Annotated in this window: 18 protein-coding genes; 8 read left to right on the top strand and 10 right to left on the bottom strand. The window is 66.4% G+C overall.

Annotation, left to right across the window (positions count from 1 at the left end):
• Window positions 1–10: 10 nt before the first annotated feature.
• The 7 genes from BJ992_RS28410 to BJ992_RS28380 form a co-directional block, all read right to left on the bottom strand.
• Window positions 11–778 carry a succinate dehydrogenase/fumarate reductase iron-sulfur subunit gene (locus tag BJ992_RS28410; protein ID WP_184986184.1) on the bottom strand — a complete coding sequence of 256 codons (768 nt, stop codon included), beginning with the start codon at window positions 776–778 and terminating at the stop codon, window positions 11–13.
• Window positions 778–2,685, bottom strand: coding sequence for a fumarate reductase/succinate dehydrogenase flavoprotein subunit (locus tag BJ992_RS28405; RefSeq protein ID WP_184986182.1), 1,908 nt, complete (start codon window positions 2,683–2,685; stop codon window positions 778–780). The genes BJ992_RS28410 and BJ992_RS28405 overlap by 1 nt, the downstream gene beginning before the upstream one ends.
• Before the next feature lie 8 nt (window positions 2,686–2,693).
• The gene (locus BJ992_RS28400) at window positions 2,694–3,509 is read right to left on the bottom strand and encodes a hypothetical protein (protein WP_184986180.1); all 816 of its coding nucleotides are present in this window, start codon (window positions 3,507–3,509) and stop codon (window positions 2,694–2,696) included.
• Between the two features lie 228 nt (window positions 3,510–3,737).
• Window positions 3,738–4,187 carry a response regulator gene (locus tag BJ992_RS28395; RefSeq protein WP_184986178.1) on the bottom strand — a complete coding sequence of 150 codons (450 nt, stop codon included), beginning with the start codon at window positions 4,185–4,187 and terminating at the stop codon, window positions 3,738–3,740.
• Window positions 4,184–5,776 carry a sensor histidine kinase gene (locus BJ992_RS28390; RefSeq protein ID WP_184986176.1) on the bottom strand — a complete coding sequence of 531 codons (1,593 nt, stop codon included), beginning with the start codon at window positions 5,774–5,776 and terminating at the stop codon, window positions 4,184–4,186. The genes BJ992_RS28395 and BJ992_RS28390 overlap by 4 nt, the downstream gene beginning before the upstream one ends.
• Before the next feature lie 3 nt (window positions 5,777–5,779).
• Window positions 5,780–6,934 carry a PP2C family protein-serine/threonine phosphatase gene (locus BJ992_RS28385; protein ID WP_184986174.1) on the bottom strand — a complete coding sequence of 385 codons (1,155 nt, stop codon included), beginning with the start codon at window positions 6,932–6,934 and terminating at the stop codon, window positions 5,780–5,782.
• 175 nt (window positions 6,935–7,109) lie between these two features.
• Complete coding sequence (locus BJ992_RS28380) at window positions 7,110–8,126, bottom strand: LysR substrate-binding domain-containing protein (RefSeq protein ID WP_184986172.1); 1,017 nt, start codon at window positions 8,124–8,126, stop codon at window positions 7,110–7,112.
• A gap of 423 nt (window positions 8,127–8,549) precedes the next feature.
• On the opposite strand from BJ992_RS28380, the gene BJ992_RS28375 reads away from it, so the two are divergent.
• The 3 genes from BJ992_RS28375 to BJ992_RS28365 are packed head-to-tail and all read left to right on the top strand — an operon-like array spanning window position 8,550 to window position 12,002.
• Window positions 8,550–9,311 carry a succinate dehydrogenase/fumarate reductase transmembrane subunit gene (locus tag BJ992_RS28375; protein ID WP_184986169.1) on the top strand — a complete coding sequence of 254 codons (762 nt, stop codon included), beginning with the start codon at window positions 8,550–8,552 and terminating at the stop codon, window positions 9,309–9,311.
• Window positions 9,308–11,236 carry a fumarate reductase/succinate dehydrogenase flavoprotein subunit gene (locus BJ992_RS28370; protein ID WP_184986167.1) on the top strand — a complete coding sequence of 643 codons (1,929 nt, stop codon included), beginning with the start codon at window positions 9,308–9,310 and terminating at the stop codon, window positions 11,234–11,236. The genes BJ992_RS28375 and BJ992_RS28370 overlap by 4 nt, the downstream gene beginning before the upstream one ends.
• Before the next feature lie 28 nt (window positions 11,237–11,264).
• Complete coding sequence (locus BJ992_RS28365; protein WP_184986165.1) at window positions 11,265–12,002, top strand: succinate dehydrogenase/fumarate reductase iron-sulfur subunit; 738 nt, start codon at window positions 11,265–11,267, stop codon at window positions 12,000–12,002.
• Window positions 12,003–12,159: 157 nt separating this feature from the next.
• Here BJ992_RS28365 and BJ992_RS28360 read toward each other — a convergent pair whose 3' ends face one another.
• A complete protein-coding gene (locus BJ992_RS28360; protein ID WP_184986163.1) occupies window positions 12,160–12,351 on the bottom strand; it encodes a DUF397 domain-containing protein in 192 nt (63 codons plus the stop codon).
• 449 nt (window positions 12,352–12,800) lie between these two features.
• On the opposite strand from BJ992_RS28360, the gene BJ992_RS28355 reads away from it, so the two are divergent.
• The 4 genes from BJ992_RS28355 to BJ992_RS28340 all read left to right on the top strand — a co-directional run bounded on the left by BJ992_RS28355 (window position 12,801) and on the right by BJ992_RS28340 (window position 18,650).
• Window positions 12,801–14,210 carry a hypothetical protein gene (locus BJ992_RS28355; RefSeq protein ID WP_184986162.1) on the top strand — a complete coding sequence of 470 codons (1,410 nt, stop codon included), beginning with the start codon at window positions 12,801–12,803 and terminating at the stop codon, window positions 14,208–14,210.
• 98 nt (window positions 14,211–14,308) lie between these two features.
• Window positions 14,309–15,100, top strand: a complete 792-nt coding sequence (locus tag BJ992_RS28350; protein WP_343072902.1) for an ion transporter — start codon at window positions 14,309–14,311, stop codon at window positions 15,098–15,100.
• A gap of 708 nt (window positions 15,101–15,808) precedes the next feature.
• A complete protein-coding gene (locus tag BJ992_RS28345) occupies window positions 15,809–17,158 on the top strand; it encodes a hypothetical protein (protein ID WP_184986158.1) in 1,350 nt (449 codons plus the stop codon).
• A 196-nt stretch (window positions 17,159–17,354) separates the two neighbouring features.
• Complete coding sequence (locus BJ992_RS28340; RefSeq protein WP_184986156.1) at window positions 17,355–18,650, top strand: Fic family protein; 1,296 nt, start codon at window positions 17,355–17,357, stop codon at window positions 18,648–18,650.
• A 10-nt stretch (window positions 18,651–18,660) separates the two neighbouring features.
• Here BJ992_RS28340 and BJ992_RS28335 read toward each other — a convergent pair whose 3' ends face one another.
• Both BJ992_RS28335 and BJ992_RS28330 read right to left on the bottom strand, forming a co-directional pair.
• On the bottom strand, window positions 18,661–19,209 hold the full coding sequence (locus BJ992_RS28335) for a Clp protease N-terminal domain-containing protein (protein WP_184986154.1): 549 nt from the start codon (window positions 19,207–19,209) through the stop codon (window positions 18,661–18,663).
• 25 nt (window positions 19,210–19,234) lie between these two features.
• On the bottom strand, window positions 19,235–19,471 hold the full coding sequence (locus BJ992_RS28330; RefSeq protein ID WP_184986152.1) for an RNA polymerase subunit sigma-70: 237 nt from the start codon (window positions 19,469–19,471) through the stop codon (window positions 19,235–19,237).
• A 224-nt stretch (window positions 19,472–19,695) separates the two neighbouring features.
• Between BJ992_RS28330 and BJ992_RS28325 the strand changes: the two genes are divergently transcribed.
• Window positions 19,696–21,390, top strand: a complete 1,695-nt coding sequence (locus BJ992_RS28325; protein WP_184986150.1) for an ABC transporter ATP-binding protein — start codon at window positions 19,696–19,698, stop codon at window positions 21,388–21,390.
• Window position 21,391 lies beyond the last annotated feature (1 nt).

The following is a 21,391-nucleotide window of genomic DNA, read 5'->3' as shown; positions in this document are numbered from 1 at the left end:
GCCGTAGGAGTCAGGACTTCTGGCCGGAACCCGACCGCTTGAAGATCTTGCTGCCGAGCCACACCAGCGGGTCGTACTTGCGGTCCACGACCCGTTCCTTCATCGGGATCAGCGCGTTGTCGGTGATCTTGATGTGTTCGGGGCACACCTCGGTGCAGCACTTGGTGATGTTGCAGTACCCGAGCCCGTGCTCCTCCTGCGCGGCGTTCTTGCGCTCCGCCACGTCGTACGGGTGCATGTCGAGCTCCGCGATCCGCATGAGGTACCGCGGCCCCGCGAACGCCGTCTTGTTCTCCTCGTGGTCACGGATCACGTGGCAGACGTTGTTGCACATGAAGCACTCGATGCACTTGCGGAACTCCTGGGACCGCTCGACGTCGATCTGCTGCATGCGGTACTCGCCGGGCTTGACGTTGTCCGGCGGCGTGAAGGACGGGATCTCCCTGGCCTTCTGGTAGTTGAACGACACATCGGTGACCAGGTCCTTGATCACCGGGAAGGTGCGCATCGGCGTCACCGTGATCGTCTCGTCCTCGGTGAACGTCGACATGCGCGTCATGCAGCCGAGACGCGGCTTGCCGTTGATCTCCATCGAGCACGACCCGCACTTGCCGGCCTTGCAGTTCCACCGCACCGCGAGGTCCGGGGCCTGCGTGGCCTGCAACCGGTGGATGACGTCGAGCACGACCTCACCCTCGTTGACCTCGACGGTGAAGTCCTCAAGCGAGCCCTCACCGCCTTCGCCGCGCCACACGCGGAACTTGGCCTTGTAACTCATCAGGACTCCTTCACGAGCGCGTCGAATTCCACCATCTCGTCGGCGGTGAGGTACTTGCTGAGCTCCCCGCGCTCGAACAGCGTCAGCAGGTCGTCGCGCATGGAGGGCTGCTCCTGCTCCTCGACCGTGATCCCGCCGTCCGCGGCGAGCGCGCAGACCAGCAGCTTGCGCCGCCAGTCGGCCGACATGGCGGGGAAGTCGTCACGGGTGTGACCGCCGCGGCTCTCCTCACGCAGCAGCGCCGCGCGCGCCACGCACTCGGACACCAGCAGCATGTTGCGCAGGTCGAGTGCCAGGTGCCACCCCGGGTTGTAGATGCGGCCACCGGGAGCCCCGGTGTTGGCCGCACGCTCCTTGAGCTTGGTGACGACCTCCAGCGCCTCGCTGATCTCACCGGCCTTGCGGATGATGCCGACCAGCTCATGCATGGTGCGCTGCAGCTCCTGGTGCACCTCGTACGGGTTCTCGGCGCCGCCGCGCGACAGCGGAGCCAGAGCCTCCGCCTCGGCCTCGGCGAGCTTCTCGGGGCCGGCCACCGGCCGCGCCGCGAGCCCGTCGACGTACGCCGCGGCCCCCGCGCCGGCCCGCTGGCCGAACACCAGCAGGTCCGACAGGGAGTTGCCGCCGAGCCGGTTGGAGCCGTGCATGCCGCCGGACACCTCACCGGCCGCGAACAACCCCGGCACCGACGACTGCGTGGTGTCGGCGTCGACCTCGACGCCACCCATCACGTAGTGGCACGTCGGCCCGACCTCCATCGGCTCGGCCGTGATGTCGACGTCCGCCAGCTCCTTGAACTGGTGGTGCATGGACGGCAGCCGCCTGACGATCTCCGCCGCCGGCAGACGGCTCGACACGTCCAGGAACACCCCGCCGTGCGGCGACCCGCGACCGGCCTTCACCTCGGAGTTGATCGCGCGCGCGACCTCGTCACGCGGCAACAGCTCCGGAGGACGGCGGTTGTTGGCCTGGTCGGTGTACCAGCGGTCGCCTTCCTCCTCGGACGTCGCGTACTTGTCCTTGAACACGTCGGGGATGTAGTTGAACATGAACCGCACACCGTCGGAATTGCGCAGCACACCGCCGTCGCCGCGCACCGACTCGGTGACCAGGATGCCGCGCACCGACGGCGGCCACACCATGCCGGTCGGGTGGAACTGCACGAACTCCATGTTGATGAGCTTGGCCCCGGCCAGCAGCGCCAGCGCGTGACCGTCCCCGGTGTACTCCCAGGAGTTCGACGTGACGCTGAACGACTTGCCGATGCCGCCGGTCGCCAGCACCACCGCCGGCGCGTCGAAACAGATCAGCCGGCCCGTCTCCCGCCAGTACCCGAACGCGCCGGTGATCGGCGCTCCTGGCTCGTCGCCGTCCTGGAGCAGCCGCGTGATCGTGCACTCGGCGAACACCTTGAGGTACGCCTCGGGGTCGCCGTGCAGCCGCTCGTCCTCCTGCTGCAGGGCCACGACCCGCTGCTGCAGCGTGCGGATCAGCTCAAGCCCCGTGCGGTCGCCGACGTGCGCCAGCCGCGGGTATTCGTGACCGCCGAAGTTCCGCTGGCTGATCTTGCCGTCCTTGGTGCGGTCGAACAACGCACCCCACGCCTCAAGCTCCCAGACGCGCTCCGGCGCCTCTTTGGCGTGCAGCTCCGCCATGCGCCAGTTGTTCAGGAACTTGCCTCCGCGCATGGTGTCGCGGAAGTGCACCATCCAGTTGTCGTCGGAGTTGACGTTCCCCATGGCCGCGGCGGCGCCGCCTTCGGCCATGACGGTGTGGGCCTTGCCGAACAGCGACTTGCACACGATGGCCGTGCGCTTGCCCTGCTGCCGGGCCTCGATCGCCGCGCGCAGCCCGGCGCCTCCCGCGCCGATGACGACGACGTCGTATTCGTGACGCTCGATTTCCACAGTGATCCTTAGGCGAGCGGGAAGTTGATGATGCCCTTGGCGACAAGGCGCACGTACAGGTCGGCCGCCATGACGGAGTACATCGACAGCCAGGCCAGCAGCATGTGACGGCGGTTCAGCCGCGACACGAACGTCCACATCTTGTAGCGCAACGGGTGCTTGGAGAAGTGGTTGAGCCGGCCCGCCGTGATGTGACGACACGAGTGACAGCTCAGGGTGTAAGCCCAGATCAACACTACGTTGACCCACAGGATCACCGTGCCGAGCCCGACGTGACCCCAGTTGCCCTCGTGGTCGCGCAGCGCCAGCACCGCGTCCCACGTCAGCACCAGCGCGATCAGCACGGCGCCGTAGAAGAAGTAACGGTGGATGTTCTGCAGGATCAGCGGCAGCCGCGTCTCACCGGTGTACTTCCCGTGCGGCTCGGCCACCGAGCACGCCGGCGGCGAAAGCCAGAACGCGCGGTAGTAACCCTTGCGGTAGTAGTAACAGGTGAGACGGAAACCCGCCGGCAGGCCGAGGATGAGCAGGCCCGGCGGCAACACCCACCAGTCACCGACAGGAGCGAGGCCGAACAGCCGCGCACCCTCGGGACACGAGGTCGCGAGGCACGGCGAGGAGAACGGGGCGATGTACGGCTCGACGAAATAGCTCTTGTCGAAGATCGCCCAGAAGCCATATATCAAGAACGAGGTGAGTGCCGCGAACGTGATGGCAGGGGCCAGCCACCATCGATCGGTCCGCAGAGTGCGGGCCTTGATCTGGGCCCGCTGCTTGCGCTGAGCCGGCTCACCGGCCGGCCGACCGGCCGTTGTCTGGGTCATCGGAGAACTCTCCACCTCCGGCGGATCACACCGTCCGGTTACACGGCGTGTCCGGCTTTTCACGTGGTCGCTGGGTGCCTGCCGCGTGCGTGAACGTGTCGCGCAGGAGCACGAAACCGCGCGCGTGCCGGTGGGCGTCTACGTTACGAGGCCTGAGACCGTGGTGTGTGCGCAGGCGATCACTTTTTCCGCTGACCAGGTGTGATTCCTGTCACGTCGGAAACAGGCCTACGGACGCTGGTCCGTCCTAGGCAGTTTAACGACACTCACGAAGAAGTCATCGATCTGGCGTACCACCTTGATGAACTGGTCGAAGTCCACGGGCTTCGCGACGTACGCGTTGGCGTGCAGATGATAGCTGCGCAGGATGTCCTCCTCGGCCTCCGACGTCGTCAGCACCACCACCGGGATGCTCCGCAGGGTCGCGTCCGCCTTGATGTCCTCGAGCACCTCACGGCCGTCCTTACGCGGCAGGTTGAGGTCCAGCAGGATCAGGTCCGGCCGCGGCGTGTCGGCGTACTCGCCTTCGTTGCGCAGGAACGCCATGGCCTGCTCGCCGTCGCTCACCACATGAAGCTTGTTCTGCACCTTGTTGTGCTCGAACGCCTCCTTGGTCAGCAGCACGTCACCCGGGTCGTCCTCCACGAGAAGGACGTCGATGAAGCGGTACTCAGTCATTGGGGCTCTTCTCCGGGTAGCGCGGGCAGGGTGAAGCGGAACGTCGTGCCCGGGTTGTCAGGGTCGGGGTCGTCAAGCCAGATCTTGCCGCCGTGATACTCGACGATCTTCCTGCACAGCGCCAGGCCGATGCCGGTTCCGGGATACACATCTCGTGGGTGCAGGCGCTGGAAAATCAGGAAGATACGGTCAGCGTACTTGGTGTCGATCCCGATGCCGTTGTCCGCGCACGCGAACTCCCACATGTCACCCTGCCGCGCCACCGAGATGTTCACCCTCGGCGGCCGCTCGCTGTGGAACTTCAACGCGTTGCCGATGAGATTCTGGAACAACTGCGTGAGCAGCACACGGTTGCCGAACACCTCAGGCAACGGATCATGCGTCACCGTGGCCCCGATGTCCTCGATCTGCGCCGACAGGTTCCCCACGGCCGTCTCGTACACCGTGCCGACCTTGGTCGGGGCCTTCTCGCCACCCACCCGGCCGACCCGCGACAGATCCAGCAGATCATTGATCAGCAACTGCATGCGCTTGGCGCCGTCCACCGCGAACCCGATGTACTGCTGGGCCCGCTCATCGAGCTGGTCGCCGTACCGCTGCTCCAGCATGCGGGTGAAACTCGCCACCTTGCGCAGCGGCTCCTGCAGGTCGTGACTCGCGACGTACGCGAACTGCTCCAGCTCCGCGTTGGACCGCCGCAGCTCCACCGCCTGGTCCGACAACTGCTGCTTGGCGTCCGCGGCCCGCCGCCACTCACGCACGATGCGACCCCGCATCGCGTCCACCCGGCCCGACAACTCCGCCAGCTCCGCCGGCCGGTCCACCGTCAGCGGACGGTCGAAGTCACCACCCGCCACGGCCCGCACCTCGCTGGTCAGCCGCGAGATGGGCCGCAGCACGACGTACCTGATGATCAGCGTGAACGCGACCGCTGTCGCCAGCAGGATCACGCCGAGAGCGATCAGCACGTAGTACAGCGTCTGCCAGCCCTGCTCCAGGTACACGCTGCCCCGCTGGTGCATGTCCGACAGGTTGGCCTGCTGCGCCGCCAGCACGGCCTGCACCGCGCGGAACCGCTCGGCGTTGACGTTGGCGAACTGCGCCGACGTCTGCGTCTTCAGCCGCGGCACCTCCGCGATCACCCTGTCGGCATAGTCACGGTGCCACGCCGCACTGGTCTCCTTGAGGTGGGCCAGGTTGGTGCGGGCCAGCAGCACACGCGGCGACTCACCCGGCAGCTTCGCGATCAGCCGGCTCAGCTCCGCCACCGCTGCGTCCTCCCGCGCCATCGCGGCCCGGAAGTCCCGCAGATACTGCTCGTCGTTGGTCCGGCCGTACGTCCGCACGGCCGTCTCCTGCGCAGTGACCGCCGTGGACACCTCCAGCGTGCGCAGCACCGCCGGGTCGATCACGTCGATCACCGCGTCACGCGCCAGCCGCGTGACGTTCACCGCCAGCACCGTCAGCCCGGCCGCCACGACGAAGAAGAACGTCGCGATCGCACCCGCGATGAGGAACCACCGTCCGACACGCAGGCGGCCGAGCCCTTTGGGGGGCTCAGGCGCGGGCAGGGGGGGAAACTCGGTCATGGGTCACTGCCGTCTCCGGCCGACCATCACGGCGGCCAAGTCGTCGTTCAGTGCGTTCTCGTGCATCTCCTGGACGGCGGTGATGATGCGGTCGAGGTCGATCTCACCCTGCTCACGGATGAGGCGGATCAGCCCCTCGGTACCCAGCAGGTCCGGGCCGCCGCCGACGGTCGCCTCGATCAGGCCGTCGGTGTACAGCAACATCGACCAGTCCTCGCCGAGCGGCAGATCGATCGTCGTCCACTCGACGTCACTGAAGATGCCGAGCGGCGGCCCCGACGGCGTACCCGGCACCAGGTCCAGCACGCCGCCACGCACCCCGCCACGTACGAACAGCGGCGGCGGATGGCCCACCACATGGAGCTGAGCGTTCCGCAGCTCCGGATCGATCGTCACCGTGCACATTGTCGTGAAGATTTCAGGCGACTTGCGCTCGTGCTTCAGCACGGTCTCCAGCGTCACGAGCAACTCGTTACCCGTGTGCCCCGCCAGCACCAGCGTGCGCCACGCGATGCGCAACGCCGCACCGAGCGCCGCCTCGTCCGGCCCGTGGCCGCACACATCCCCGATCACCACGTGCACCGCGCCGTCCTGCGTCTGCACCGTGTCCCAGAAGTCACCCGCCAGCAACGCCTGCCGCCGGCCAGGCAGATAACGCGCCTGATGCAGGAGCGTCTCGCGGGTCTGCTCATCCCGCAGCATCGGCACCGGCAGCAGGCCACGCTCCAGCCGCGCGTTCTCACTGCTGCGGTGCTGCGCCTCGGCCAGCTTGCGCTGCGTCAGATCGGCGCGCTTACGCTCGATGGCGTAACTGATGGCCCGGCCGAGCAGCCGGTCGTCCACATCCTGCTTGATCAGATAGTCCTGCGCACCGGCCGCGACCGCCTCGACCCCCATGTGCGCGTCGTTCAACCCCGTCAGCACCAGCACCGCCGTGTCCGGCGCGATGGTCAGCACCTGACGCAACGCCTCAAGCCCCGACGCGTCCGGCAATGAAAGATCCACCACCACACAGTGGACGTCGTCGGTCAGCCGCTCACGGCTCTCGGCCAGCGTACGAGCCCAAATGATCTTGGTGGGCTCCGGGGACCCCGCGAGAAGCTCCTCGACCAGAAACGCGTCACCCGCGTCGTCCTCGATGAGGAGAATGGTGAGCATCTCGGCCGGATCCGCCGGCGGGCCAGGCGAGAGCGCGGTCACTGGTCCCTCTTGTGAAGTGTTGGCCTGATGCCCTGCACCTTATAAGCAAAGCAGCCCGGCCGCATGGTCACCCGCAACCATGCCATATGGGGCTCAAGCATCCCGAATCCGCTCGCACCCAAGCTGTTAACGATCATTCCATCGGCAACCCCGCCAGGCCCACCCCCTGCGGCAGCGCCCCCTCCTCAGCGGCCTCCGACAAATAAGAAAGCAGCGTAGCGCGAAACGCCTGCGCCGCCCGCGTCGGCTCCACATCCTTCCGATGCGCCAACGCAACAGTCCGCCGCAACCCCGGCGGCGCCAACGGCACCCCCCTCAACCCCGGCCTCCCGTCCAACACCATGGAAGGCACCACCGCCACCCCCAACCCCGCCTCCACAAACCGCAAAACCGCATCCATCTCCCCACCCTCAACCGCGAACCGCGGCTCAAACCCCGCTTGCCGACAGGCGGCAATAGTCGCCTCCCGCAGGTCATACCCCCGCCGGAACATCACCAGCGGCTTCCCCCGCAGGTCCTCAATCCGCACAAAAGCCCTCCGACCCCTACCGGCGACAGGAGCCAACCCCTCTCCTTCCGCCGTCGACCCCACATCACCCGCCGAATCGCGGGGGCCGACCGTTCCAGCACCGGCAGGCGAAGCCACAACAAGGCTCTCCACCAGGATCTCCTCGGTGACCAACGCCGGATCACTACTGTGCAACGGCAAAATGATCAATGCCAGATCAAGCCGCCCCCGCGCCAGATCCCCCACCAGATCCCGCGACCCCCCCTCCTCAACGATCAAATCGATCCCCGGATAATCCCGGTGATACCGAGCCAACGCATCCGCCAGCAACCCCGCACACAACGACGGCGTAGCCCCCAGCCGCACCCGCCCCCGCCGCAACCCCGCCAACTCCGCGACCTCCCGCCGAGCCGTCTCCGCATCCGCCAACATCCGCCGAGCCAACGGCAACAACGCCTCCCCAGCCGGCGTCAACGCCACATTCCCCCGAGCCCGGCTGAACAGCCGAGCCCCCAACTCCATCTCCAACGCCTTGATCGACTTACTCAACGACGGCTGCGCCACCCGCATCCGCTCCGCCGCATGCGTGAAGTGCGCCGTCTCCGCCACCGCCACAAACGAGGCCAGCTGCTGAAGCTGCACACCCAGCAGCCTACGCCCCCCAAGATCACCACCCCCACACCACCACCGTCCACACCACCACCGTCCACACCGACCACCGCCCGTACCGGCCATGTTCCACACCGGTCACCACCGGCACCCACGGCCACCTTCTCACCGTCCTCAGTACTCTCCTTCAACGGCGCCGACGCGGCGGGACGTGGTACGGCGGTCCCGGCGCCTCACTACGGCGCTCCACCGGCCGAACACACAACTCCGCCGGTCACACCGACCCCCAACCACAACCAACCCACACCCCAATCCGCGATGTGAGATTCCTCGCACCTGGCGTCCCCTTGTGCAACCCCAACATCCCCAGAGCCACACTGCATAGCCGCCAGCTATCGTGACGAGGCATTCCATGACTTGGACGGCAACCGTCCTCCCTACCTACCGTCCGAAGGTGTGACTTCAATCATCGAGAGGGGCAGGGCCACCGCCGCCGTACCGACCCCACCCCCCGCGCCGACCACCGGCCGCACAAAGGGTCCCCGGCCCGCGCATCGCTCGTCCAACGGCCAGAAAGCCGTAATGGCGATCTCCGGCGCCGTGCTCGTCCTGTTCCTCATCGGTCACATGCTCGGCAACCTCAAGATCTTCCTCGGCGCCGAGTCCTTCAACGCGTACGCCGAATGGCTCCGCACAGTAGGCGAACCAGCCCTCCCCGGCCGTACCCTGCTGACGCTCACCGAGATAGCCCTCGTAGCCGCCGTACTCCTCCACATGACCTCGGCAGTGGCCCTGGCCAGACGAGCCGCCAAGGCCCGCCCCGTGAAGTACGCAGCCCGCCGCAAACCCCAAGCCCGCGGCTACGTGGCCCGCACCATGCGCTACGGCGGCGTCATCATCCTGCTGTTCGTCATCTGGCACCTGCTCGACCTCACCTTCGGCGTAGTGAACCCCGAAGGAGCCACCGCCACCCCGTACGACCGCGTAGTGGAGGGCTTCGCCCCGGCCCGCTGGCCGGTGACCCTCTTCTACGTCATAGCGCTGATCATGGTCGGCCTGCATCTCCGCCACGGCCTGTGGAGCGCCTTCCAGACCCTCGGCCTGGCCCGGGGCCGCACCCGCCACATCCTGAGCGTCTCAGCCGCCGCCGGCTCCGCCGTCCTGATCCTCGGCTTCCTAGCCGTCCCCCTCGCCGTACTGATCGGGGTACTGAAGTGAACTACACCACCGGCACCCCCATCAAAGACACCAAAGCCCCAGAAGGCCCCATAGAAGACCGCTGGGACCGCCGCCGCTTCACCGCACGCCTCATCAACCCGGCCAACAAGCGCAAACTCCACGTCATAGTCGTAGGCACCGGCCTGGCAGGCGGCTCCGCCGCCGCCACCCTCGGCGAACTCGGCTACCAGGTCAGCTCCTTCTGCTACCAGGACTCCCCACGCCGAGCCCACTCCATCGCCGCACAAGGCGGCATCAACGCCGCCAAGAACTACCGAGGCGACGGCGACTCCATCCACCGCCTCTTCTACGACACCGTAAAAGGCGGCGACTTCCGCTCCCGCGAATCAAACGTCTACCGCCTGGCCCAGGTAAGCGTGAACATCATCGACCAGGCCGTAGCCCAAGGCGTCCCCTTCGCACGCGAATACGGCGGCCTCCTCGACACCCGCTCCTTCGGCGGCGCACAGGTCTCCCGCACCTTCTACGCACGAGGCCAAACAGGCCAGCAGTTGCTCCTAGGCGCCTACCAGGCCCTCGAACGCCAGGTAGCCGCCGGCACCGTGAAGACCTACACCCGCCACGAAATGCTCGACCTCGTCATCAGCGACGGCAGAGCCCGCGGCGTAATAGTCCGCGACCTCGTAACCGGCGAAATCGAAACCCACCTGGCAGACGCCGTAGTCCTCGCCACCGGCGGCTACGGCAACGTCTTCTTCCTCTCCACCAACGCCAAAGGCTGCAACACCACCGCCATCTGGCGAGCCCACACCAAAGGCGCCTACTTCGCCAACCCCTGCTACACGCAGATCCACCCCACCTGCATCCCGGTCAGCGGCGACTACCAGTCCAAACTCACCCTGATGTCAGAATCCCTCCGCAACGACGGCCGAGTCTGGGTCCCCCTCAAAGCCGGCGACACCCGCGCACCAGGCGACATCCCCGAAGCCGAACGCGACTACTACCTCGAACGCATCTACCCCGCCTTCGGCAACCTCGTCCCCCGCGACATAGCCTCCCGAGCCGCCAAAAACGTCTGCGACGAAGGCCGCGGCGTAGGCCCCGGCGGCCTAGGCGTCTACCTCGACTTCGCCGACGCCATCACCCGCCTAGGCAGAGCAGCCGTAGAAAAGAAATACGGCAACCTCTTCGAGATGTACGAACGCATCACCGGCGAGGACCCCTACACCCGCCCCATGCGCATCTACCCGGCAGTCCACTACACAATGGGCGGCCTATGGGTCGACTACGACCTCCAATCCACCATCCCCGGCCTCTTCGTCATCGGCGAAGCCAACTTCTCCGACCACGGCGCCAACCGCCTAGGCGCCTCAGCCCTGATGCAAGGCCTCGCCGACGGCTACTTCGTCCTCCCCACCACCATCGGCGACTACCTGGCCGACGGGCCCTTCAACGCCGTCCCCCAGGAAGCCGTAGAAGAAGCCCGCACCCAGGTAACCGACAAACTAACCAGGCTCCTCTCGGTCAACGGCACCCGAACCGTCGACTCCTTCCACCGCGAACTAGGCCAGCTCATGTGGGACCACTGCGGCATGGAACGCACCGACGAAGGCCTACGCAAAGCCCTCGACCGCATCCCCGAACTCCGCAAAGAATTCTGGCGCGACGTCAAGGTGACGACCGGCACCGGCGAAGGCCTGAACCAGTCCCTGGAACGAGCCGGCCGCGTAGCCGACTTCTTCGACCTGGCCGAACTCATGTGCCTGGACGCCTTGCACCGCACCGAATCCTGCGGCGGCCACTTCCGCGCCGAATCCCAGACCGAAGACGGCGAAGCCCTCCGCGACGACGAGAACTTCGCCTACGTAGCCGCCTGGGAACACACCGAGACCGGCACCCCGACTCTCCACAAAGAACCCCTCACCTACGACTACGTCAAGCTGACCCAGCGCAGCTACAAGTGACGCCACCCCTTACGCCTCGGAGCCTGTCGTGAACCTCACCCTGAAGGTCTGGCGCCAGTCCGGCCCCACCGACACGGGCCGAATGGCAACCTACAACGTAGAAGACGTATCGCCGGACATGTCCTTCCTGGAAATGCTGGACGTCCTCAACGAACGCCTGACCCTCGACGGCGACGACCCGATCGCCTTCGACCACGACTGCCGCGAAGGCATCTGCGGCATGTGCGGCATGGTCATCAACGGCGTAGCCCACGGCGAACAACGCGCGACAACCACCTGCCAACTCCACATGCGCCACTTCAAAGACGGCGATACCATCACCATCGAACCCTGGCGCGCCGCCCCCTTCCCAGTAATCAAAGACCTGGTAGTAGACCGCAGCGCCTTCGACCGCATCATCCAGGCCGGCGGCTACATCAGCGTCCCCACAGGCTCAGCCCCCGACGCACACAGCATCCCCGTCAAAAAAGAAGCAGCCGACGACGCCTTCGACGCCGCCACCTGCATAGGTTGCGGCGCCTGCGTAGCCGCCTGCCCCAACGGCAGCGCAGCCCTATTCACCGCCTCCAAGATCACCCACCTAGGCAACCTCCCCCAAGGCTCCCCCGAACGCGAAACCCGCGTAGTAGCCATGGTCGACCAAATGGACCTAGAAGGCTTCGGCGGCTGCACCAACACCGGCGAATGCACCGCCGTCTGCCCCAAGGGCATCTCCCTCGACGTCATCACCCAGATGAACCGCGACTACTTGAAGTCCGCCAGGTGAGCGCAGAGGTAGGGGAGTAGGCCAGCCGCTCGGAAATGGTCCTCGCTACGCTCGGGCTGTGTTCATTAGGGCCCTACCGGGCCAACCCGTGGTGACGGCCTCACGGATCGGCTCTCGACACCGACCCTGTCCTACTCCCCGCCGATGATGCTGAAGACTAGATCAACCCTCTTCGTAATCCGTCCGCGAACACATGCCATGTATCGCGATCGACGATGATCTTTTTCCCATCGGGAAGCTTGGAGTCTCTGATAGCAATACACGTACCAAGCCACGCCGTCTCTACGCAGTTTCCCCCTTGAGCGCTGCTCCGTGAACTCTTCCGCCAGGTGACCTCGACACGATCCACAGCAGCTCCATTCCGAGGGGCGATCACACATCACACCAGGTCTTCGGCCGCCTTGTCGATCAACGACCTTGACTCGTCCGGTCCGTATGCGCGGGCCCGTAGATGATCGAACATCAAGCTATAAGTATCCACCTCAAGTGGATCCTCCAGGTATAGGACCTCCCGCGTGACTCCCTCACCCCGCAGTGCTCTCCGCGCACGCGGGGATGATTGCGGCCGGGTCTGCCAGGGGGGACGTCTTCGCTCAGGGCCGCACGGGTCTAGTGCCGACTAGGAGTGGGCCTCGCTTCTTCGTGGGTCGTGAAGAGGGGGGCGCTCCGTCGGTTCGGGGGTGGGTCGCGGGATTGGTTCGGAGGGCTGTGCTGTGTGGCTGGATTGCTGTTCCGGTTTGGATTGTGAGGGGATTTGATGGGCTTGTCGTAGTCGGGTCGGCGGTACGGAGGAAAAGTATGGCGACTTCGCAGCCGTTGTCGGAGGATGCCGTTCTTGCTGTGGTGGAGCGGGATCGGCCGGTGAACAGGACGGTTGATCTGGGGTTGTTCCAGGTGGCGGTCAAGCATGGGGATGTGGCGGGGTGGGGGGACGTGCAGGTGGGGGAGACGTTGGGGCGGTTGTTCAAGGCGGCGGGGCAGGAGCCGGGGTTGGCGAGTGGGGTGACGGACAGGCAGTTGCGGTTGTGGCTGGTGTATGCGACGAACATGCTGGTGGGGGCTCGGGAACTGGTGCCGGGGTTCGATGTGAAGAAGGCGCTGACGTGGCTGGTGGCCAATGTCGGTGGTGTGCGGCCGGTTCTGCCGTCGGCTGTGGGGCGGGAATTCGAGTTGACGGTGTTGGGGAGGACGGGGTGGTTACGTGCGGCGTTACGGGGGCGGATGCAGCAGAAGAGGTTGACGGAGGCGGAGGTCAAGCGGGTCGCGGGGTTCTACGGGCCGCCGGCCGCGGGGGGAGCGGGCGGACAGGGGGTGCCGCTCAAGGGGGAGGTGCTTCGGGGGGAGTTGCTGCCGAAGTTGTACCGGCATCTGACGGATCACATCGCGCAGTGGTATCGGCCTTCGGGGGTGGAGGCGCGGTTCCAGGGGTTGGGGGATTTCCGGGTCATCGCGGAGTTTGCTCAGGCCGCTGCGTGGTCGATGCTTCAGCCGTATGTGGCGGCCAACGAGAACAGTCCGTTTTTTACGGGTTTCACTTACTTTGAGAATGTTTTCGATAAGACGGCGGTGATGCCGACGGACGAGGACATCGTCAAGCACCTGATGAACCGCGCTCATGTGGTGGGGGAGGACACTACGGGAGGGCAGTCGATCTTCGCGGTCGCCGGGTACGACAGCACGCGCAGGGAAGACAGGCAGTTCCTGTGGGATCTGCTCAGTGAGTGGAGCAAAGAGGACAAGGCGCGGAGGGCCGCGGTCTACTTCTGCCGGCATGTCGGGTCGAACTCTCATGGGGAGCCGGGTGGGGGGATCGGGCTGGTCACGGAGTTCAAGACCGATCGGCCGTTCTCGCAGCATCGGTGGGAGATCGTCGAGGTGATCGTGCACGAGATGGTGCACACGCTCATGCATCCGGACGTCAAGGCCAAGGCGAGCAAGATCACTAGGCCGTTGGTGGTTTTGGAGGGGTTCGTCGAGGTGGTCACCCGGGAGGTCTTCAACTGGATGATCGACCATGGGGACGACGAGACCACGAAACGGCTCATGATCGGGGTGCCGGGGCCGCTGGTGGCGCCTGCGAGGAAGACCACCCTGGGGTACGGGGCGGCCGGGGGGTACGCGGACGACGTCCTCGGGGCCGTCGGCCGTGAGCGGTTCCTCATCGGGTTCATGACCGGGGACACCGAGTTGCTGGGGCTGCCTGCCTGACCTGCGGGGTGCCTGTGTGGACACGGTTTCGCTCTACCATGATCGGCGGATTGTGGTGCGTCGATAAAGGGGACGGGGTCGTGTCCGGGCGAGAGCGTGTGCGTGTCGTTCTGGAGCTGCCGGTTGTGCAGCGGGTGGTTGTCGGGGTGATTGTGGTCAACTCGGTGACTATTGGGATGGAGACGAGTCACTTTTTGATGGAGCGGGTCGGTGGGGTGTTGCATCTTGTCGATCGGGTGGCGTTGGGGGTGTTCGTGGTGGAGTTGGTGGCTCGGGTGTACGGGTATGGGAGGGAGTTTTCCAAGGATCCTTGGAACTGGTTCGATGTGGTGATCGTGGGGGTGGCGTTGGTGCCGGCGTCGGGGCCTACGTCGGTGTTGCGGGCTTTGCGGATACTTCGTGCATTGCGGCTGGTGTCGGCGGTGCCGAGTATGAGGCGGGTGGTGTCGGCGTTGCTGGCGGCTGTGCCGGGGATGGCGTCGATCATCGGGTTGATGGTGTTGATGATCTATATCGCGGCGGTGATCGCGACCAAGTTGTTCGGGGCGATCGTGCCGGAGCGGTTCGACGAACTGCCGCAGTCGTTGTTCACGTTGTTCCAGATCATGACGGGGGACGACTGGGGGAACGTGGCGCAGGAGGTGATGGCGCACCGGCCTTGGGCTTGGGTGTTCTTCATCGTGTACATCCTGGCGTCCACGTTCGTGGCGTTGAATCTGTTCATCGCGGTGGTGGTGAACGCGATGAACGACACGGAGCCGTCGCCGGCGGAGAGTCGTGCGCAGGATGATCTGGTGGCGATGCGGCAGGAACTGGCGGCGGTGAACGCGAAGCTGGATCAGATTCTGATGCGGGATCACGCGCCGGAGGACCAGCGGCGGGGGCGGTAGGGGCTGGAGCGTCGGTGTTCGGATCTGGCGGGGCCAGGCTGAGCGGTACGTGAGGGCGAGGGGACGTTGTCGAGATCGGGTCGCCGCACGTGTCGCCGCACGTGTCGGCTGATGTCGGTCCGAAGCCGGAGAGGGGGTGTGGGGTTCTCGGGTCGGCGGCCGGGTGGCGGCGGAGCTGTCGGGTCATGTCGGCCGGGGAGTGGGGTCATGGGCTGTCGGTGCTCGTGTCGGCTGGGTCGGGTGTTGGTGGGGGTGCCGGGAGTTGATGTCGGTCCGGAGCCGAAGATCGGCTGGGAGTGGGGTCCTCGGCTGGAGGTGCGGGTCGTGGCGGCGGCCGGGTGGGGGTGGGGCTGTCGGGTGATGGTGGTCCGGAGTGGGTTATCGGCTGTGGGTCATGGGGGCTATGTCGGCGGTGTTAGTGGTGCTTATGTCGGCTGAGGGAGGGCGGCGGTGGGGTTTGGGGAGCTGAGAACGTTGGTGTGCTGGTTCTGGTTCTTTAGTGAGGCGCGTCACGGCTGTCCGGTTATATGCCTGGTTCGAGGTTTTTGGGCCCGGGGCCCAAAACGAATTGTTGAACCTTCATATAAACTGGCAATTTTGCGCGAAAGTTGCTACTCCTGTAACGCTCACTTAACCCGTTCACTCGGAAGGAATGGGTTGATAGTGGCCTACGGGAGGAGTACTTTGTCATTACAAATCAGGCGTCTCGTGGCCGGTGCGGTCGCGACCGCGATGGCCGTCGTGCTGGCGGCGAGCCCTGCGCATGCCGTCTTCAACCCCATCGGGACCGAGGCGCAGGCCCCCTACGCGCAGCCGGTGGACGCCGACGTCCCGAAGCGCGGCTGTACGACCACGCTGTCGGACCCCAAGAACGCCTCGTCCAGCACCCCGGCCATTCAGGTGATCTACGCCTGGCATGACGGCAACGGGAACAACTACTCGACCTACGTCAACCAGATCGCCAAGATGGTCGACCGCATGGACTGGATCCTCGACGAGTCCACCAACTACGACCAGCACATCAAGACGAGCTGCCGGACCGGCTACGACACCTCGACCTACTCGGGGTACGCGCAGGCGCTCGTCATCCCGGTGAAGATCCCGAACGGGGTCATCGGCGGCGAGACCTCGCCGTACATCGTCGCCGACGACCTGGCCGCGGCCGGGTGGGGCAACGCGAACCGTAAGTACGTGGTGTTCGAGGACTTCGACGGCACCGCGACGGCGCACTGCGGCACGGTGTGTGTGGCGACCACCGACGACTGGGACGCCGCCACGATGATGCACGAGCTGATCCACCTGTACGACGTGGACCACGCCAAGGTGAGCGAGGTTCCCAACAGCTTCTCGCTCAACGACATCATGATCAGCCAGTACAACGACTGGCAGCTCGACCAGGAGTTCAACACCTACTACGACCCGAGCGAGACCACGGCGTCGTTCTACACCTCCGCCTATCCCGACACCCGGTACCTGAACCTCGCCAACTACTCGATGTTCACCACCCCGACCTGTTGTGACGTGGGGTACAGCAACGACCTGCTGACCGCGCAGGAACGCACCATCGAGGCCAACACGCCGTACAGCACCCCGACGGCCTTCTCGGTCTCCGGTGGCGGCTGGATGCAGGTCACCCCGCCGGGCCCGGACTCCAACACCTCGGCCCGCTACTACGACGGCCGCCGTTCGCTCACCATGAACGTCCAGGCGTACGCCGACGGCTTCGTCTCGGTCACCCGCAAGCCCGCGGTGACCGCCGGCCAGCGCTACAAGTTCTTCGCGCGCCTCACCACCGGCACCTCAGGCAACGTCAAACTGCGGATGTCCTGGTACAACTCGTCCAACACCCTGCTGTCCAACAGCGACAGCTCCCTGATCGCCCTCACGACCGGCTGGCAGGAGTACAACGTCTCCGCGCTGGCCCCCACCGGAGCCACCTCCGTCCAGCTCTCGGTCGTGAGCCCCTCGGGCCAGACCTTCGCCTACATCCTCGACAGTCTCCAGCTCAACCAGTGCAACAACGGCAAGACCACCGACGGCTGCCGCCTCAACGGCTGACCACATGTCGACCGGCACCCGTTCCGCTGGGGCGGGTGCCGCTTGCTTTGGTGAGTCGGTATGGGGCTGCCGATTAATAACGCGAAGTGCCTGACTGGGGACAACGCGTGATCGTATCCTTATCTTTGCTGACCGTGTGTGTAAGGAAACGCCTTATCCTTTCATGGAAGGCGGAGGAGTGAAGGGATAAGACGCCATGGCCAGGTATCTGGAGGCATCCTGGCCTGCGGCATGGGACGCGCCGTCCCGTCGGGACAGGCGAGGTGGTGTCTACCGGCCTTATGTTCCCGATCGGCTCGTCCGAAGAGAGTTGGTCCTCTCGGAGGGGACGGCACGGCTGGCCGCCGACGCGGAGGCGGCGGTGAGGCGGCTCGCTGGGCATCCTGCCGGGCATGGCGTTGACGGCTTGGCGAGGTTCCTGCTCCGGTCTGAGGCGATCGCCTCGTCACGGATAGAGGGTTTGCAGGCGTCCCCGCAGCAGGTCGCGCTGGCTGAACTCGCGGATCAGGACGCGGGAGTCTCGAAAGGGTTCACGGCGACGGCGCGGCTCGTCGCCAACAATGTCGCGGCGCTACAGCGTGCGGTCACGGACCTGGTCGGTCGCGATGTGGTTTCCGTGGACGATGTGATCGATCTCCATCGTTCGCTGCTCCCAGAGGAGCGTCACCATGGGCTGCGCGACGTTCAGAACTGGGTCGGCGGCAGTTCGTGGCATCCTCTGGACGCGGAGTTCGTGCCACCTCCGCAAGGAGAGGTTCCGGGACTGATGGGTGATCTCGCGACCTACCTCAACGGCGCGGAGCATGCGCCGCTCGTGCAGGCAGGACTGGTGCATGCGCAGTTCGAGACCATCCATCCGTTCACCGACGGGAACGGCAGAGTGGGCCGAGCGCTGATCCACACGGTACTGGCGAGGCGAGGGCTGACCCGTGGCGCGGTTCTGCCTATCAGTCTGGTGCTGCTCACCAGGTCGGACACGTACGTTGAGGGGCTGACCGCGTACCGATACAGCGGTGCTGCCACCTCGCCGGAGGGGCAGACCGGCGTGGATGGCTGGTTGCGGGTTTTTCTCACGGCGGCCGCCACCGCGGCCGAACAGGCCGAGGCCTTCGCGGACGAACTCGGCGAGTTGCGTGAGGAATGGGATGAGCGGCACAGGGCTCATAGGGAATCGCGAGGACTTCGGCCCGTTCCCAGGGCCGGTTCTGCGGTGACCCGGCTGCTGGACCTGCTGCTGGCGGCCCCGGTCGTTACTGCCCGTACCGTGCAACGTCTCCTGTCGATCACGCATCCCGCTGCGCGCCAGGCTCTGGAGGAACTGGCCGGGGCAGGCATCCTTCAGCCCAAGCAGGTGGAGCGGAACACCACCGGATATCTCGCTCTTGACGTTTTCGACCTGCTCACACTCACCGAACGCCGCCTGGCCAGTACCCGCTGGGATACCCGGGAGTCGGCACCAAGGCGCGTGGTCCCAGCCCGTCCCCAAAGATGAGAGATGGAACTCAACGTAGCTCGGCCTTGATCTCCTGGCGGAGGGCCGGGAGGTCCACGTGCGCGTCGGTGAGGACCTTGGCGGCGAGGCCCTGGCCTTCGCGGATGAGGCCGAGGAGGAGGTGGCCGCTGGTGATCTCGCGGTGTTTGAGGGCTATGGCTTCGCGGAGGGAGAGTTCCAGGACCTTCTTGGCGCGGGAGGTGAAGGGGGTGTGGCCGACGAGGAGGCGGCGGCGGGATGGTGTGGGTTTGCGGTCGAGAGCGCCGGGGCCGAAGGCGGCTTCGACTTTCTCGCGGATGGCGTCGAGGTCGATGCCGATGGAACTGAGGGCTTCGGCGTCGAGGTCTTCTGCTTTGGGGACGAGGTGGGTTATGGCTTCGGCGGCGGTGGTGTGGGTGACGCCGTGGCGTTGGAGTACGCGTGCGGGTAGGGAGTCGGGTTGGTGGAGGAGGGCTAGGAGCAGGTGTTCTGTGCCGATGTGAGAGTGGCCGAAGGGCTTTGACTCCTCTTGGGCCCGTACGACGGCCTGGCGGGCTTCCTGGGTGAAGCGCTCGAACATGGAAGGGCCTTCCCGATAGGTGGGGTCAGTTGTCGTGGCGGCGGAGGAGGCCGCGGCCGCCGGCGTATTTCTTGTGGACGGCCTGGCGGGTGACGCCGAGGAGGACGGCGATCTCCTGCCAGGACCAGCCCTGGTCGCGCGCGTTGTCGACCTGGAGGGCTTCGAGGCGGTCGACGAGGACGCGCAGGGCTCGTACGGCGCGGAGGCCGACGGCGGGGTCGCGGCTGCTCGCGTCGGAGGCCAGCTGGGCTGTGTCGCTCATAAGTGTCAATATAGGTTGACAGTCTTGAGGTGTCAACCTTGGTTGACGGATCGGTCGGGGGCCGGACGGAAGGGCCGGTGAGCGGCTGCGGGGTGGACCACGGAACGGCCGCGACCTCTGTCCGGTCGCTCACGGCAGGGGTCGTGGTCTGACCCGCCGTGACCTGCTGCCGGGGGGAAAATGGTTTGCCGCTCCGGCTGCCGGTGCCTCAGCCTGGATAGGCCATGCGCTCCCTGCCTCTCGCCGATCCCGGCGTTCCCGATGCCCGCGGACCCTTCCACTACCTGTGGTGGATCGTCCGCGGTCAGCCCGTGCCGCTGTTCAGCGGCATCGGGTTCGCGATTCTGTGGTGGCTCGCTCAGGCTCTCGTGCCGGCGGCCGTCGGCAGGGCCGTCGACAGTCTCACCGTCCAGGACGCCGGGGGGCTGGTCCGCTGGTCGTTCGTCGTGCTCGGTCTCGGCTGCTTCGGCGCGTTCACCGGCGTCATGCGGCACCGGTCGGCTGTGTACAACTGGCTCTGCGCGGCGTACCGCACGGTGCAGGTGACGGTTCGCCAGGCCACCAGGCTCGGCGCGACGTTGCCGAAACGGCTGTCCACCGGTGAGGTGATCAGCGTCGGCAACTCCGACATCGCGCACATCGGCAACGCCTTGGAGATTTTGTCGCGTGGTGTCGGCGCGCTGGTGGCGATCGGCGCGGTCACGGTGATCATGCTGAACACTTCCGCGCGGCTCGGCCTGATGGTGCTGATCGGTGTGCCGCTGATGGCGGCGGCGGTCGCGCCGCTGCTGCGGCCGTTGCATCGCCGGCAGCACGCGCAGCGTGAGCTGCAGGGAGATCTCGCGACCCGGGCCGGGGACATCGTGGCGGGGTTGCGGGTGCTGCGTGGCATCGGTGGCGAGCAGGTGTTCACCGAGCGGTACCGCGAGGAGTCGCAGCGGGTGCGTGCGGCCGGGGTGCGGGTCGCGTCGGTGGACGCGGCGCTGGAAGGCGCGCAGTTGCTGCTGCCCGGCATCCTCATCGCGTTCGTCACGTGGCAGGGGGCACACCTCGCCATGGACGGCGCCATCACCGTGGGCCAGCTCGTGTCGTTCTACGGGTACGCGTTGTTCCTGGTGGGGCCGTTGCGCACGCTGACCGAGTCCGCCGACAAGATCACCAAGGGGCACGTGTCCGCACGCAGGGTGGTCCGCGTTCTCACCCTGGAGCCGGAGATCACCGGCGGTACAGCACTCGGGCCGCGCGAACCGGGGGACCTGGCCGACGCCGCGTCGGGTGTGGTCGTACGGCCGGGACGGCTGACGGCGCTGGCGTGCGCGATGCCGGAGGACGCCATCGCGGTGGCCGACCGGCTCGGCCGGTACGCCGAGGGTGACGTGACGTACGGCGGGGTGCCGCTGAAGGACATGGCGCCTGCCGAGGTGCGCGAACGCGTCCTGGTGGCCGGCAACGACGCCAGGCTGTTCAGCGGACGGCTGCGCGACGAGCTCGACCCGAAGGGGACGGCGACCGACGACGAGGTGGCGGACGCGCTGCACGCCGCCGCGGCCGAGGACATCGTCGAGGCGCTGCCGGACGGGCTGGAGTCGCGGGTCGCCGAGGCAGGCAGGGAGTTCTCCGGCGGCCAGCAGCAGCGGCTGCGCCTGGTGCGCGCGTTGCTCGCCGACCCCGAGGTGCTGATCCTGGTGGAGCCGACGAGCGCGGTGGACGCGCACACCGAGGCGCGCATCGCCGACCGGCTCGCCAAGGCCCGCGCGGGCCGTACGACGCTGGTGTGCGCCACCAGCCCGTTGATGCTGGACCGCGCCGACCACGTGGTCTTCGTGAAGGACGGCACGGTGCTGGCCGAGGGCTCGCACCGCACACTGATGGCCACAGAACCGGCCTATGCCGCGACCGTCACCCGAGGGGAGGACTGAG

This window comes from Sphaerisporangium rubeum (assembly GCF_014207705.1).
Lineage (GTDB): Bacteria > Actinomycetota > Actinomycetes > Streptosporangiales > Streptosporangiaceae > Sphaerisporangium > Sphaerisporangium rubeum.
Note: the sequence above shows the minus strand (reverse complement) of the source record. Positions and strands in the feature narration are given on the sequence as shown.